General features: G+C 71.0%; 13 protein-coding genes. 3 read left to right on the top strand and 10 right to left on the bottom strand.

Annotation, left to right across the window (positions count from 1 at the left end; translation table 11 throughout):
- Nucleotides 1-150: 150 nt before the first annotated feature.
- The 4 genes from V1318_RS15945 to V1318_RS15930 form a co-directional block, all read right to left on the bottom strand.
- Complete coding sequence (locus tag V1318_RS15945; RefSeq protein WP_332940712.1) at nucleotides 151-2,235, bottom strand: prolyl oligopeptidase family serine peptidase; 2,085 nt, start codon at nucleotides 2,233-2,235, stop codon at nucleotides 151-153.
- Between the two features lie 159 nt (nucleotides 2,236-2,394).
- The gene (locus V1318_RS15940; RefSeq protein WP_332940711.1) at nucleotides 2,395-4,212 is read right to left on the bottom strand and encodes a hypothetical protein; all 1,818 of its coding nucleotides are present in this window, start codon (nucleotides 4,210-4,212) and stop codon (nucleotides 2,395-2,397) included.
- Nucleotides 4,213-4,239: 27 nt separating this feature from the next.
- Nucleotides 4,240-5,169 carry an ABC transporter ATP-binding protein gene (locus V1318_RS15935; RefSeq protein WP_332940710.1) on the bottom strand — a complete coding sequence of 310 codons (930 nt, stop codon included), beginning with the start codon at nucleotides 5,167-5,169 and terminating at the stop codon, nucleotides 4,240-4,242.
- 36 nt (nucleotides 5,170-5,205) lie between these two features.
- Complete coding sequence (locus V1318_RS15930; RefSeq protein ID WP_332940709.1) at nucleotides 5,206-5,616, bottom strand: GntR family transcriptional regulator; 411 nt, start codon at nucleotides 5,614-5,616, stop codon at nucleotides 5,206-5,208.
- A gap of 193 nt (nucleotides 5,617-5,809) precedes the next feature.
- Here V1318_RS15930 and V1318_RS15925 point away from each other — a divergent pair, with 193 nt between their 5' ends.
- Together V1318_RS15925 and V1318_RS15920 are read left to right on the top strand one after the other, a co-directional pair.
- Nucleotides 5,810-6,991: a glycosyltransferase family 1 protein gene (locus V1318_RS15925; RefSeq protein WP_332940708.1), complete on the top strand. Its 1,182-nt coding sequence runs from the start codon at nucleotides 5,810-5,812 to the stop codon at nucleotides 6,989-6,991.
- 5 nt (nucleotides 6,992-6,996) lie between these two features.
- Entirely contained in the window at nucleotides 6,997-7,539 is a 543-nt protein-coding gene (locus V1318_RS15920; protein WP_332940774.1) for a phosphatase PAP2 family protein, read from the top strand.
- A 109-nt stretch (nucleotides 7,540-7,648) separates the two neighbouring features.
- On the opposite strand, the gene V1318_RS15915 is transcribed toward V1318_RS15920, so the two are convergent.
- From V1318_RS15915 to creB, 6 genes are all read right to left on the bottom strand, one after another.
- Nucleotides 7,649-8,539: a carbon-nitrogen hydrolase family protein gene (locus V1318_RS15915; RefSeq protein ID WP_332940707.1), complete on the bottom strand. Its 891-nt coding sequence runs from the start codon at nucleotides 8,537-8,539 to the stop codon at nucleotides 7,649-7,651.
- Nucleotides 8,536-9,144 (bottom strand): GNAT family N-acetyltransferase, encoded by a 609-nt coding sequence (locus V1318_RS15910; RefSeq protein ID WP_332940706.1) that lies wholly within the window; start codon nucleotides 9,142-9,144, stop codon nucleotides 8,536-8,538. The genes V1318_RS15915 and V1318_RS15910 overlap by 4 nt, the downstream gene beginning before the upstream one ends.
- Nucleotides 9,145-9,224: 80 nt before the next feature.
- The gene (locus V1318_RS15905; protein WP_332940705.1) at nucleotides 9,225-9,569 is read right to left on the bottom strand and encodes a hypothetical protein; all 345 of its coding nucleotides are present in this window, start codon (nucleotides 9,567-9,569) and stop codon (nucleotides 9,225-9,227) included.
- 89 nt (nucleotides 9,570-9,658) lie between these two features.
- Nucleotides 9,659-11,038, bottom strand: coding sequence for a cell envelope integrity protein CreD (gene creD / locus V1318_RS15900; protein ID WP_332940704.1), 1,380 nt, complete (start codon nucleotides 11,036-11,038; stop codon nucleotides 9,659-9,661).
- A 168-nt stretch (nucleotides 11,039-11,206) separates the two neighbouring features.
- Complete coding sequence (creC, locus tag V1318_RS15895) at nucleotides 11,207-12,655, bottom strand: two-component system sensor histidine kinase CreC (protein ID WP_332940703.1); 1,449 nt, start codon at nucleotides 12,653-12,655, stop codon at nucleotides 11,207-11,209.
- 9 nt (nucleotides 12,656-12,664) lie between these two features.
- On the bottom strand, nucleotides 12,665-13,342 hold the full coding sequence (creB, locus tag V1318_RS15890; RefSeq protein ID WP_332940702.1) for a two-component system response regulator CreB: 678 nt from the start codon (nucleotides 13,340-13,342) through the stop codon (nucleotides 12,665-12,667).
- 146 nt (nucleotides 13,343-13,488) lie between these two features.
- On the opposite strand from creB, the gene rlmJ reads away from it, so the two are divergent.
- Entirely contained in the window at nucleotides 13,489-14,352 is an 864-nt protein-coding gene (rlmJ, locus tag V1318_RS15885; protein WP_332940701.1) for a 23S rRNA (adenine(2030)-N(6))-methyltransferase RlmJ, read from the top strand.
- Nucleotides 14,353-14,360 lie beyond the last annotated feature (8 nt).

Here is a 14,360-nt window from a genome sequence, read left to right as displayed (position 1 = left end):
GCCTGGCGCAGGCTCGAACTGTGCCATCGATTGCAAGTAATCGTTTACAGGCGCGCCGCGGCGCGCACGAAAAAAACCCCGGCTTGCGCCGGGGTTTGGGGGACGAACCAAGACGATCGCGCGTCGGTTCGAAAAATCGGCGACCTGGCGTCAACGCGCGCCGGCGGCGGCGGTTGACGCGCCCGGCGGCGCGCGCAGCCCGGCCAGGTCGCGGCCGGCCAGGCGCAGGTTCCGGCGCAGGTGCGCGCGCAGCTCGGCATCCGGCGGGCGCGGCGCGGCGCCGCCCAAACGGCGGTGCAGCAGGCTCTCGAGCAGGAACAGATAGGCTTCGCGCGTGCGCGGATCGACCAGCTGGTGGCCGCCCTGCGCGTCCACGAACAGGCTCACGTCCTTGTCCAGGGCGCGCAGGGTAGCAGCGTAGTGCAGCACGCTGCGAATCGGCACGCGCTCGTCGTCGCCACCGGCCAAAAGCAGCACAGGCCGGCGCAGGCGCTGCGCGTTGGCGACCGGCGATTGCGCGCGCAGACGCTCGGCGATCGCGGGATCGGCCGGGTCCAGCGCCAGTTGGCGCATCGTCGCCGACAGCGGAATCCCGCGCGCGAGCTGGTCCTGGCTGCGCGCATACGAGCGCAGTACCCAACCGAAATCCGCCGGCGGCACCGCCGCCACCGCGACCTTGAACAGCTCCGGCTGGAAGGTCACGCCCTGCAAGGCCGAATAGCCGCCGAAGGAGGCGCCGACGATGCCGACGCGCTCGCCATCGCCGATGCCCTGGGCGAGCAGATAGCGCACGCCCTCGACGATGTCCTGCTGCACGCGGCCGTTGCCGAAATCGCCGCGCCCGGCGCTCATGTAATCGCGGCCGTGGCCGGTGGAGCCGCGGAAGTTGGGCTCGAACACCGCATAACCGCGATTGGCCAGCAGTTGGGTCTGTGCGCTGAATTCCGGGCGAGTCAGATTGAAGGGGCCGCCGTGCACATTGGCCACCAGCGGCGCGCGTGCAGCGTCCACGCCCGGCGGCACCGACACGAAGCCATGCAGGCGCATGCCGTCGGAGGCGCGATAGACGAAGGCGATCTTGCGCGCCAGCGCCGACTCCGGAATCCGCGCCAGCGCGCTGCGGCCGTGGCGGAAGCCGGCATCGGCGAGGATCTCGCGGAAGCCGCCGCCGGCGGGGTCGTACAGATGCAGGCGCTCGCCCTTCTGCGAGCCGGCGCGCTCGTGCACCAGCCAGCGCGCGTCCGCGCCGCTGCCGACTTCGATGCGCAGATTGCGCCCGCGATAGCGGCCTTCGATCGCCGCGACCGCACGCTGCGCCTGCGGCGTGAGGCCGTAGTTGGCCGCCACGGTGCTGCGATAGGCGGCGATCAGCGGCTGCCGGCTCAGGGGCTCCAGCACGACCTGATCCAGATCGGCCTGCGCGCGCGGATCGGCATGCACGGTGCGCAGGACGCCGTCGCCGTCCAAACGCGCCAGGCGCAGATGGCCGTGCCCCACGTCGGTGCTCAACCACAGGCCGCCGGCATCGCTGGCCAGTGGCGAACATCGCTGCAGGCGCGTGCAGCGCATCGCCACGCGCAGGTGCGTGCCGTCCTTGCGGTAGATCGTGTAGCCCTCGCCTTCGACCAGGGTCAGATGGCTCAGCCTCCCGTCGGCGTCGAAGGCGCTGTCGACGATCTCCCGGGCCGACTCGTGCAGCAGGGTCTGACGGCCCTGCAGGTCGATGCGGTACAGCCGCCAGCGCCGCGCCAGACGCGACACCCTGGGCGGGCTTTCCAGCACGATCGCCGCGGCCGGCCGGACCGGATCGGCCGTTTCGAAACTGCGCGGCCAACGCCCGCCCAGCTTGGCGATCGCGCCCGAGCCGGCCTGTCCCGCCGCGGCCAGCGCGTACAACTGTTGCGGAGACTGCAGGAACAGCCAGCGGCCGTCGCGCGACCAACTCAGTTCGGCGGCTTCGGTGTGCGCTAGCAGCCGTCGCGGCGCGCCGCCCGCGGTCGGCAGCAGCCAGACGCCGCGATTGCGTTCGCCCTGCAGCAGGTAGGCGACCTTGCGGCCGTCCGGCGACAGCCAGGCGCCGAGCAGAGCGGGCCGCGCCAGGAAATCCGCGCGCGCATAAGCCGGCGTCGGGGCGCGCGCGCGTTCGGCGGCGACCGCCGCGCGCAGCGCCGAGGCCTCGTCGGCATGCGCGCGCGCGCACAGGCACAGCAGCAAAGCGACCAGGGAATCGCGCAAGCCGGCACGCCAGCGCGTGCGGCGGCCAGCGGCCACGTCAAGTGCGCGCGAACGCGCCCGCGTCGCCGGAGCGATCGAACCAGGATGCATGGATTTACTCCTGCAGGCCCCGCCAACGCGGGGCGACGATGGAATCGGCGAAGGCGCCGGCGCGAAGGGCTAGGCCATCGCCGCTTGCGCCGATGGCAGTTCGTCCAGCGTTTCGCGCGGCCGGTACATCAGCCACAGGCTCATCAGCGCCGGCAGCCCGATCGCCGCGCAGGCCGCGACCCAGATGCACCGCGCCGGGAACGAAAGCGCGGTACGCGACAGGCGCCACAGCGCGCCGAACACCGACAGCAGCAACAGCGCGCCAGCGATCATCCGCGCCACGCGCGGTACCGACGGCGTCGCCATTTCCTGCCCGGGCAAATAACCCGACTGCCACCGCAGCACCGCGCGCTGCGCGCGGTACAGCAGCGGCGACGTGTACCAGTTCTGATAGCGCCAGGCGACCGGGTAATCGGTGCGCAAATCGCGTCGCGCCACCGCCGTGGTCCGGCCGGCGTCGTCCACGCGCGACAAGACCTGATAGGGCAAGGCGCCTTCGGCGTTGTGCGAGGCGTAAGTGAACAGGAACGAGATCAGGTAGCCGTCCAACAACTCCATCAGGTCGATGCGCACCAGGTCGCCGCTGAGGCCGGGTACCGCCACGCGTTGGCGCGGGCTCAGCACGCCGTCGTCGTTATCGAGTGCGCGCAGGTCGTAGAAGTACAGGGCGCGATCGCTGAGCAGCAGCGCGCTGTCGCCGGCCTTGTCGATCCCGGTCAGGACCTCGCCGCGCGGCAGGCGCGCGCGCGGCAGCACGCGGCGCTCGTCGCTGTCGTACTGATAGACCGCGCCGCGCGAAAACAGCAGCCCCTCGGGGCCGGGCTGCACCGGTTCGGGGAAGGCGGCCTCGCCGTCGGCGCCGAGGCGGCCGACCGCGCGCTTGTCGACCAAGCTGTAGCCTTCAAAGCGCATGCTGTCGTGGCTGAACACCCAGCGCACGCGCCGTGTCTCGTCGTCGAACTCCATCGGCGCGCGGTTGCTCAGTTGGTGGCGTTGCGGCAGGCCGCGCAGGCCCGGACCGGTGCCGAAGATCTCCGAGATCCGGGCTTGCTCGCGCCACAGCGCGGCCTGCGGATCGCGGCTGCCGGCCAGGCCCATGAGCAGCAGATCCCTGCCTTCGGAGAACTCGGCCTCCTTCTCGCCGCCGGGCGGCGCCACCGCCATGTTGTTGGGGTGCGAACCCTGCGCGATCCAGGCGAACTCGACCCCGAAGCCCAGCATCACCAGCGCGAACCACATCGCGAACTGCAGCGGGATCGCGGTGAGCACGGTGGCGGCGACATCGCGCGGCGGCGCGCTCAGATCGGGCTTGAACGCGATCAACAGCATCGCCGCCAGCAGCGCGATCGCGCACAGCTGCAGCGCGATCGCGCCCAGGCCGGTGGCCCGCGCCAGCAACAGCCCCAACAGCAGCACCAGCGCCGACCAGCCGTAGCGCTTGTCGGCCAGCATCGCGTAGCCGCCGGCCAGATAGCCGCACCAGGCCAGCAGCAGGCCCGAGACGGCCAACCACAGATGGCGCGCGTCGAGCACGCGCGCGGTCATGAATTCCTGCCAGGCCGCTGCCGCCAGCAGCGGCAGCAGCACCGCGATCGCCAGCAGGAACGCGCCGGCGCCGCACAGGCCGAGCGCGACGCGCCAGTGCGGCAGCGGCCGGTGCAGCAGGTTGAGCCAGGCGTTCGGCCGCCGATAGCCGCCCAGCTGGTACAGGCCCAGCAGCAGGCCGCTGAGCGCGTAGAAGGCGCCGAGCGCCTGGTAGACCTGATAGGGCTGCTGCGCCAGGTCGACGACCCGGCCCATGAAACCCAGCACGATCAGTTGCACGGTTGCGTACGCGATGGCCCAGGCGCGGAAGCGCAGCAGTTCGGCCTTGAACAAATCCCACATGGCGTTTCCCCAATGAAGCGAGCTGCGTCAGCCCGCGGCGCCGGCGGCGGCGAGCGGTGCGGCGTGGTTCTTGGCCAGGAAGCCGTTGACCGCGCGGTCCAGGCTCACCGGCATGCTTTGCATCGAGCGCGCGCCGCTGGCGCGCAGGAAATCGGCGAAGTCCTCGTCCTGGTCCAGCACCAGGTAGTGGTGCAGGCCGTCCAGGCGCTGTACCTCCAGCAGGCCGGGCACGGTCCTGGGATCGGGCCCCTTGAACGGAATATCGGCGACCCAGTGGCGCACGCGCGCGCAGAAGTCTTCCGGCGCCGACATGTTCCTGAGCTGGCCGCGCTCGAGGATGATGAGGTTGTCGGCGACGCGCTCGATCTCCTCCATCTGGTGCGAGCAATACACCACCGTGCAGCGATCGCTGGCGTTGCTGTACATCAGCGATTCCAGGAAGGCGCGCTTGGCGACCACGTCCAGGCCCAGGGTGGGCTCGTCCAGCACCAGCAACTCCGGGCCCTGCGCCAACGCGATCGCCAGGTTCAGGCCGGCGCGCTCGCCGCGCGAGAGCTGGCCGACCTTCTGTTCGGGCAGTACGTGGTAGTGGTCGAGCACGCCGCGGAACGCGGCCTCGTTCCAGCGCCGGTACTGGCGGCGGTGCATGTCCACCACCGCCGCGACCCGCATCCAGCCCGGCAGGGTGTGTTCCTCGTTGACGAAGCCGATGCGCTCGCGATCGCCGGGCATGAGCCGCTGGCTGTCGCGGCCGAGGATGCTGGCCGTGCCCGCGCTGGGCGGCAGGAAGCCGAGCAGGATCCGGAACAGGGTCGATTTTCCGGCGCCGTTGGCGCCGACGATGGCGTGGATGCGGCCGCGCGGAATGCTCAGGTCGAGGCGATCCAAAGCCAGCTTGCGGCCGTAGCGCTTGCTCAACGCACGGGTCTGGATCACGTAATCGTCGGTATCGGACATGGCGGCGGGCCTAGGCTCGGAGGCGAACGTCAGGGGTCATGCGGTCTTGCGCGGCACCAGCGCCAGAAACTCGCGCTGCAGGCGCGCCTGCAGCTCCTCCGGGGCGTAGCCCAGCGCGATCACGTCCTGCATGAAACGCTGCACGGCGTCCTCGAGGCGGCGTTCGCGCTCGGACTCGCTCAGGCGTTGCCGCACCGGCGCCACGTACAGGCCCAGGCCCTGGCGCGCCTCCAGCCAGCCTTCGGCCGCGAGTTCGGCGTAGACCTTGGCGACCGTGTTCGGATTGATCGTCAGCTGTTGGGCCAAGCCGCGCACGCTGGGCAGCTGATCGCCGGGCGAAAGCTCGGCGGTGGCGATCTTCATGCGCACCGCATCGGCGATCTGCTTGCCGATCGGGCGCGGATCGCCGGTCGCGATCTGGATCATCAGGGGGCGGGTACGGGCCATCGGGCGTTCCTGGACTGTACTAACTGTACTGTTGTTACTAGTACAGTTCAAAACGCTCTCGCTGTCAACGCGGTTCGTCGCCGTATCCGGGGTTTCGTCGCAAGGCCGGCCGTCGCGCGTCATGGCGCGGTCATGGCCCTGACATGGCCGCTTAACGACTTGCGAACAGGCTTGCCCAAACCGGGAGCCGCGCATGCGCTACGCGATCGTCACCGAGACCTACCCGCCGGAGATCAACGGCGTGGCTCTGACCGTGCAGGGTCTGGAGCAGGGTCTGCGCGCGCGCGGCCACGAGGTCGCCCTGGTGCGCCCGCGCCAGCTGCACGAAAAAACCAGCGCCGCCCACGAACTGCTGGTGCGCAGCCTGCCCTTGCCGCGCTACCCGGGCCTGCGCGTGGGCCTGCCGGCCACGCGCCTGCTGACCGAGCGCTGGCGCGCGCAGGCGCCGGACGCGATCTACGTCGCCACCGAGGGCCCGCTGGGCTGGTCGGCCGTGCGCGCGGCGCGGCGCCTGGGCGTGCCGGTCGCGACCGGCTTCCACACCCGCTTCGACGAATACATGCGCGACTACGGTCTGCCCTTCCTGGTCGGCGCCGCGCTGCGTTGGATGCGTCGCTTCCACAACGACGCCGACGCCACCCTGGTGCCGACCCGCGAGCTGGCCGAGTTCCTGCGCGCGCAGGGCTTCCAGGACGTGGTGCGCCTGCCGCGCGCGGTCGACACCGCGCTATTCGATCCGGGCCGGCGCAGCGATGCGCTGCGCCAGGCCTGGGGCATCCCCGACGGTGGCCTGGCCGCGATCTACGTCGGCCGGATCGCCCCGGAAAAGAATCTCGACCTGGCCGTGCGCGCGTTCCGCGCCTTGCAGCGGCAGCGCCCGCAGGCGCGCTTCGTCTGGGTCGGCGACGGCCCGGCGCGCGCCAAGCTGGAGCGCGAGCATCCGGACTTCGTGTTCTGCGGCGTGCGGCGCGGCGCGGCCCTGGCCGAGCATTTCGCCAGCGGCGATCTGTTCCTGTTCCCCAGCCGCAGCGAGACCTTCGGCAACGTGACGCTGGAAGCCATGGCCAGCGGCGTGCCCACGGTCGCCTTCGACTACGGCGCCGCCCACGAGCACCTGCGCGACGGCGAACACGGCGCCGCGATCGCCGACACCGACGACGCCGGCTTCGTCGCCGCCGCGGTCCGCATCGGCGCCGACGACGCGCTGCGCGCGGCGATGTCGCGCGCCGGCCGCGCCGCGATCGCCGGCCTGCGCCCCGAGCAAGTCGCGGCCGACTTCGACGCCGTGCTGACCGGGCTGGCCGAAACCGCACCGCGCCGCCCGCCGCGGCACGGCGAAACCCTGGCTGTGCAAGACGAACGGGAGGTCGTATGAACCGCATGCCGTTGCGCAAACGTTTCAACGCCGGCGATTCGGGCTGGTGTCTGCGCGCCAACCGGGTTTGCGAGCGCAGCGGCTCGCGCGCCTACTTCGCCGCGATCAGCCGCCTCGGCGACGGGGTGTTCTGGTATCTGCTGATGGGCACCCTGGTGGTGGTGGACGGCTACGCCGGCCTGCTGGCCTCGGCGCACCTGGCCGCGACCGGCGCGATCGCGCTGACCCTGTACAAGCTGCTCAAGCGCTGGACCCGGCGGCCGCGCCCGTTCGCGTCCGACGCGCGCATCCACGCCTGGGTCGCGCCGCTGGACGAGTTCAGCTTCCCGTCCGGGCATACCCTGCACGCGGTCGCCTTCAGCCTGGTGGCGATGGCGCATTACCCGGTGCTGGCCTGGCTGCTGGTGCCGTTCACCGCCAGCGTCGCGCTGTCGCGGGTGGTGCTGGGCCTGCATTACCCCAGCGACGTGCTGGCCGCGACCGCGATCGGCAGCGCCCTGGCGGGCTTGTCGCTGTGGCTGGTGCCCGGGGTGTCGCTGTTCGCTTGAGTCCTGAGTCCTGCGGCTACGCGACGGTGCGGTTCGCTGCGCTCACCGCACCCTACTGATGGAGCCCGCGCCCGCTTGCGGAAGTAGGGCGATCAGGCCATGCAGGAAGCTAGGGCTTGCCCCAGGGCCCGAGCGCCGCGCGCTCGATCGCCGGCGCGCCCTGCCCTGTCCAATCGCGGTCGTTCGCCACCTGCGCCTGCGCGCGGCTGGCTTCCAGCGCGACGAAATCCAGCTCCGCCACCGCCCAGGCCTGATCGCCGCGCGTGACCGCGACGATGCCGTCCGCCGGCAGCCCCACGTCCATCGGCGCGTAGATCGCCGCCTCGCCGGTGTTGATATCCAGTGCCGGGCTCCAGGCCGCGTCGCCCGCGGTCACCGCCTGGGCGACGAAGCAGCGGTTCTCCAGCGCGCGCGCCAGGCAGCCCACGCGCACGCGGGTGGCGCCGGCGTCGGTGTCGGTGCAACTGGGCGCGATCAGCAGACGCGCGCCCGCCTCGCACTGCGCGCGCACCGGCAAGGGGAACTCGATGTCGTAGCAGACCGCGATCCCCGCGCGCAGCTCGCCCATGGCAAACACGCGCAAGGCGTCGCCGGCCTCGATCACCGCCGCGCGCTTTTCGAAGCCGGTCAGCTGCAGTTTGTCCTGCCACAGCACGCCGCCGTCGGGGGCGAAGGCGTAGCTGCGGTTGCGGTAGCGTCCGCGGCCGTTGTCGAGCAGGAAGCTGCCGGCGACCACGTGCATGCGCAGCTCGCGCGCGAGCAGGCCGTACAGTTCCAGCCAGGCGCCGTGGTAGGTCTGGATCGCGACCAGCGAGGCATGCAGATCGCCTTGGGTCGCGGCGCCGAAGCTGGCGCCCAGTTCCAGCGCCAGGTACTCGGGCAGCACCGCCAGCTCGGCGCCGGCGCGCTTGGCTTCGCCCAGCCAGCGCGCCTGTTTGTCGGCGAATTCGGCGAAGCTGCGCGGCGCATCGATGCGGTATTTGGCGACCGCGACCTTCAACGCTGCCGCTCCAGCGGGCGCAGCCAATAAGCCAGCGTGTGCGCGACTTCACCGCGGCCGACCTCGCGCCAGGGCAGGCTCGCGCGCAGCTGCGGATGCGCGCGGTAGCCGCGCTTGCCCCAGAACGCCTCGTTGCCGCGCTGGAACGGCGGCCGGCGCCGGTCGTCGCTGTCGCGCTCGACCGCGCAGAAGGCGGTCCAGTCGAAATCGCCCAGCGAGCGCGCATGCGCTTCGCGTTCGTCGAAGAAGCGATGGCCCAGGCCGCGACCGCGGTAGGCCGACAGCAGCACCGACTCGCCGCAATAGAACACCCGCGCCGGATCGAAGTCGCTGTCGGCGAACGGCGCCAGGAAGGCGTCGGACTCGTCGCCCAGCGGCAGGCCGGTGGAGGCGCCGACCACCTGATCGCCGTCGAAGGCCAGCACCGCGATGCTGCGCCAGGAGCGCAGATAGGTCTGCAGGTACTGCGCTTCGTAGTGGCTATCGCCGTCGTACAGATACGGCCACTCGCGGAACACCGCGATGCGCAGGCGCGCGAGATCGTCCAGATAGGGGGCGATCGCCTCGCCCACGTAACGGCGCACTTCGATCGGAGACGCGTTCATGGCATGCAGTTTAGGCCAAGCCGGCGGCGCGGATGCCGATAGCCGACCGGCGCAGCAGCGGCCCGATCGGCGGCCGGCGCTCAACGCGGACGACGGCGTCGCAGCCAAGTGCGGCGCGCCCGGCGCAGTATCCAGGCGGCGCCCAGCGCCGCGGTCGCGGCCAGCATCGGCAGCAGCCACCCGTACGACAAGCTGAGCGCGAGGGTACTGGGCGCGTAGCGCATGTGCGCCTCCTCGTCGCCGAACGATTCGGCCCGAGCGACCGGATCGAGCACCTCGTCGGTGAACGCCATATCGACCGACCAGCCCAGCAGCACGGCGACGAGCCAGCGCGCCGGCATGCGCCGCGGCCGCGGAAGCCAGGCGGTCGCCGCCGCCACGACGGCGGGCAAAGCCCAGCGCAACCCGGCGGCGAGTTCGAACATCGGTTGCGATCCGATATCCGCGCACATGCACCTCTCCCCAGAAAAGAGCGGCCGCGGGCGTCCTGCCCGCGGCCGCGACAGCGCCGGCTTCAGCGCACCAGCGGGCGCGTACCGGCGAGCTGGTACCAGTCGACCTTGCGCGTGATCACCATCACCGCGGCCAGGATCAGGAACAGCAGGCCCGCGCCCATCACCAGCGCGTTGTCCTCCGACACCAGCAGGCCGTAGAGCGCGCCGTACAGGGTCGCCAGCATGGCCGCGAAGCCCAGGCCGCGGCCGACGCTGCGCAACACCGCGCTCAGGTAGAAACCGAGCAGGCCGATACAGGCCACGCTCGCGGCCAGATAGGCCCAGGCGAAGGCGATGTGCTCGCTGAGGCTGACCAGCAGCAGGAAGAAGATCGCCAGCGCCAGGCCGACCAGGCCGTACTGGATCGGGTGGATCGGCAGCTGCTTGATCAGTTCGAAGATGAAGAAGCCGACGAAGGTCAGCAGCACGAACAGCAGGCCGTACTTGCTGGCGCGATCGGCCTGCGAATAGACATTGACCGGGTCGACCAGAGCGACCGCGACCGCGTCGATGCCGCCGGTGGCGATGCCGTCGCCGCCCTCGCTGCTGGCCAGCGCGTTGCCGTCGTTGACCACCGGCACGGTCTTGCCCTCCAGGTACTGGCGCTGCGCGCTGGTGGCCAGCGACGACACCTGCCAGTCGGCGTTGAAGCCCTGGGCGCCGATATCGGGGGTTCGCGGCAGGAAGCTGCCGCCAAAGCGCGGATGCGGCCAGGTGGACTGGATCGCGAAGCGGTTGCTCTTGCCCAGCGGCACCAGCGCCAGCGATTCGGTGCCGGCCAGGTTGAAGTCGAGCTGGGCGCTCAGGGCCAGGCTCTGACCGGGCTGCGGCACCGCCAGACGGGTGTGCACGCCGCCGCCGTCGCGGCTGCCCATGCCCTCTTCGATCGCGACCGGCTTGCCGTCGATGCGCAGAGTCGGGGTGGACAACAGGCCGCGTACGTCGGCGAAACCGTAGCTCAGCCAGGGTTGGCCGATCTTGCGGCTATGGCCGAGCGGCAGGGTCGCGTTGGGCACCTCGGCGCGGAAATCGGCCTTGGCCTGGGCCTGCCACTCGTACACCCGCACCTCATGCAGGCCGAGGCGGCGCGTGCTGGGCTTGAGCGGGCCGCGCACGTCCAGGGTGGTCGGGAAATAGGTCCAACGACCGCTTTCCTCGCGCAGCACCTTGCGCACGAAGCCCTTCTCGTCCTTCTCCTCGGCTTCGAAGGTGTCGGTGTACGGCACCACCAGCACCGGCCCGGCGAAGGCCTGGGGGCCGGCGTAGCTGCGCGCGATCGAGGCGACCGCCTGGGTGCGGTAAGCCTGACGGTCGGTGATCACGCCGCGGATCATCAACAGCGGAACCAGGATCGCCAGGGTCATCCCCAGCACCAGAAATATTTTCAACCAAAGTCGCATGTCCCCTCTCCTGTCGTTGCGGTGACGGCAGGATGGGCAGGCCCTGGGTGGGGAGGATGGGGGGTTGGTGAAGCGTCGGTGAAGTGCTTGGGGCTAGAGTGAGCGCAGAGTAGTGAGGAGTGAGTAAGAGCGCTCCGAAGCTTTCGCTCACTACTCGCTCCTCCGCGCTCACCTCTCGCTCTTGAGCACCAGGCTGGCCAAAGCGCCGCCGCCCTCGCGATTGGCCAGGGCCGCATGGCCGCCGTGCAGGGCCGCGACTTCGGCCACGAAACACAGGCCCAGGCCGCTGCTGCGGCTGCCGCCGGCCGGGCGCGACAGCGAATAGAAGCGTTCGAACACGCGCGACAGGGCGTACTCGGGCACGCCGGTGCCGCGGTCGCCGATGTCGACGCGCTGGGCCACGCCGTCGCGGTACAGGCGCAGCGCGATCTCGCCCTGCGCGGGCGAAAAATCGGCGGCGTTGTCGATCAGGTTGACCAGGGCCTGGCGCAGCAGGAAGGGATCGCCGTCCAGCGCCGGCAGGCCCTCGGCCAGGTCCAGGCTCAGCCGCAAGCCGCCCTGGGCCAGGCGCGGCGCGCACTGCTCGGCGGCCTCGCGCGCGATTTCGGCCAGGTCCACCGGCTCGGGATTGTCCAGGCGCTGGCGGTGCTCGACCGCGGCCAGGGCCAGCAGCTTGTCGATCATCTGCGCCAGCCGGTCGCTCTGGCGGCGGATGCTGGCGGCGAAGCGCGCGCGGTCCTCGTCCGCCATCGGCGCCTCGCCGGGGCGCGTCTCCAGCAGCTCGGCGCTGCCACGGATCGCCGCCAGCGGGCTCTTCATCTCGTGGGTCAGGGTGTGCACGTACTGCTCGACGTACTGCTTGCCCTCCAACTGGGTGCGCATGCTCTCCAGCGCGCGTCCGAGTTCGCCGAACTCGCCGACCGAGGCCGGCAGCTCGGCGCGGCGGCCGGCGCTGACCGCGTGCGCGTAGCGGCGCAGGCCGTTGAGCTGGCGCGACAGCCACCAGGCCGCGAACAGGCCGATCAGCAGCGCCGTGCCCATCAGCACCCCGCCCCAGCGCAGCACCACGCGCTGGCTGCGCTCGATGAAGGGCGCGATGGTGCGGTTGGGCTTGGCCACGGTCAGCGAACCGATGATGCGGCCGGCGGAGTCGCGGATCGGCGCGGCCACGTGCATCACGGTGGAATTGGGATCGTCCGGGTCGGTCGGGGTGGAGCGTGCGCCGTAGCGGCCGCGCAGGGTCAGGTAGACGTCGTTCCAGCGCGAATAGTCGCGGCCCAGGTCCTGGCCGCTGCTGTCGAACACCACGATGCCGCGCGCGTCGGTGACGTACAGGCGGTAGTTGGTGGCGCGCTTGCCGAAGCCCCAGATCTCGGCGCCGAAATCGCGCCCGCGCAGCTCGCGCACACGGCGCGCGAAGGCGCCGTCGTTGATGCGTCCGGCGATGAAGTCGTCGGTGGCCAGCTCGGCCAGCACGTTGGCCGAATCGACCAGGGTGTCTTCCATGGCCTGACGCACGCCGGGCTTGACCTCGGCCAGGAACACCCGCGTCAGCAGCAGCGCGGCCAGCGCGACGATGCAGAAATACCCCAGAAAGATGCGCAGCCCGATCTTCATGCGCGCGGCTCAGTTCGCATCCAGCGAATAGCCCAGGCCGCGGTGGGTGCGGATCGGGTCGGCCTCGCCGTCGATCTCGCGCAGCTTGCCGCGCAGGGTCTTGATGTGGGTGTCGACGGTGCGGTCGCCGCTGTCCAGGGCGTCGCCCCAGACCCGGTCCATCAGCTGGGCGCGCGACAGCACCGCGCCCGGCCGCTGCAGCAGCGCGGCCAGCAGGCCGTATTCGTAGCGGGTCAGGTCCAGCGGCTGGCCGCGATAGCGGATGCGCTTGCCTTCCGGATCGTGGCGGAACGCGCCCTCGGCCGCGGCCGGCGCTTCGGCCTGGGCGCGACCGCGGCGCAGCACCACGCGCACGCGCGCGACCAGTTCGCGCGGCGAGAACGGCTTGGTCACGTAGTCGTCGGCGCCGATCTCCAGGCCCAGGATGCGGTCGGCCTCGGCGTCGTGCGCGGTCAGGAAGATCACCGGCAGATCGCGCTCGCGGCGCAATTCGCGGCACAGGGCGAAGCCGCCGATGTCGGGCAGGCCGACGTCCAGCACCGCCAGGTCGTAGGCCTGGCGCCGGGCTTCGCGCAGGGCCTCGCCGCCGGTCAGGCAGTGCTCGGCCTCGAAGCCCTCGGCGCGCAGCGCGTAGAGCACGGTGGCGGCGATCGCGGGTTCGTCGTCGACCAGCAGGATGCGGGGCATAAGGCCGGGATTCGGGAATGGGGAATAGGGAATCGTTAGGAGCCAAGCATAATGGCTACGCCCTGGCGACGCTGCTTCTGTATGGTGCAGGTCTCAGCACACCCGCTGTCGATTCCCTATTCCCTATTCCCTATTCCCGGCTGCAAATGAACTACCGTCACGCCTTCCATGCCGGCAACCACGCCGACGTGCTCAAGCACGTCGCCTTGCTCGCGCTTTGCGACGCCCTCACGGTCAAACCGGCGCCGCTGTTCGCGGTGGATACCCATGCCGGACGCGGGCTGTACCCGCTGGACGGCAACTCGGCGCTGCGCACCGGCGAGGCCGAAGGCGGCATCGCCCGGCTCCAGGCCGAGGCGCCCAAGCATCCGGCCATTGCGCGCTATCTGGCCGCGGTCAAGGCCTGCCGCGCCGAACACGGCGCCTCCGCCTACCCGGGCTCGCCCTGGCTGCTCGCGCATGCCCTGCGCGCTGACGACCGCATCGCCGCCTGCGAACTGCAACCGGAGGAAGCCGCGCAGCTCAAGGTCAATTTCGCCCGCGACGCGCGCGTGGCCGTGCATGCGCGCGACGGCTACACCGGGCTCAAGGCCCTGCTGCCGCCCAAGATCGGCGCGATCCGCTACAACCGCGGCCTGGTCCTGATCGACCCGCCCTACGAAGCCCAACTGGAAGAATTCGATACCGCGATCGGCGCCCTGCGCGAATCGCTGGGTCGCTGGCCGCAGGCCTGCTACGCGCTGTGGTACCCGATCAAGCTGCGGCGCTCGCTGCAACCGTTCTACCGCCGCGCCGCCGCGCTGCCGGCCAAGTCGGTGCTGGTCGCCGAACTGCTGGTGCGCGCCGACGACTCGCCGCTGCGCATGAACGGCAGCGGCCTGCTGCTGATCAATCCGCCGTGGCAGCTGGACCAGACCCTGGGCGCGGTGTTGCCGCTGCTGGCCAAGGCCCTGGGCGAGACGCCGGCGGCGAGCTCGCATCTGCAGTGGCTGGTCCGGCCCGAGGCCTGACCGGCGCG

This window comes from Lysobacter sp. CCNWLW3 (genome assembly GCF_036697405.1).
Taxonomy (GTDB): Bacteria; Pseudomonadota; Gammaproteobacteria; order Xanthomonadales; family Xanthomonadaceae; genus Lysobacter.
This window is presented reverse-complemented; position numbering and strand designations above follow the sequence as displayed.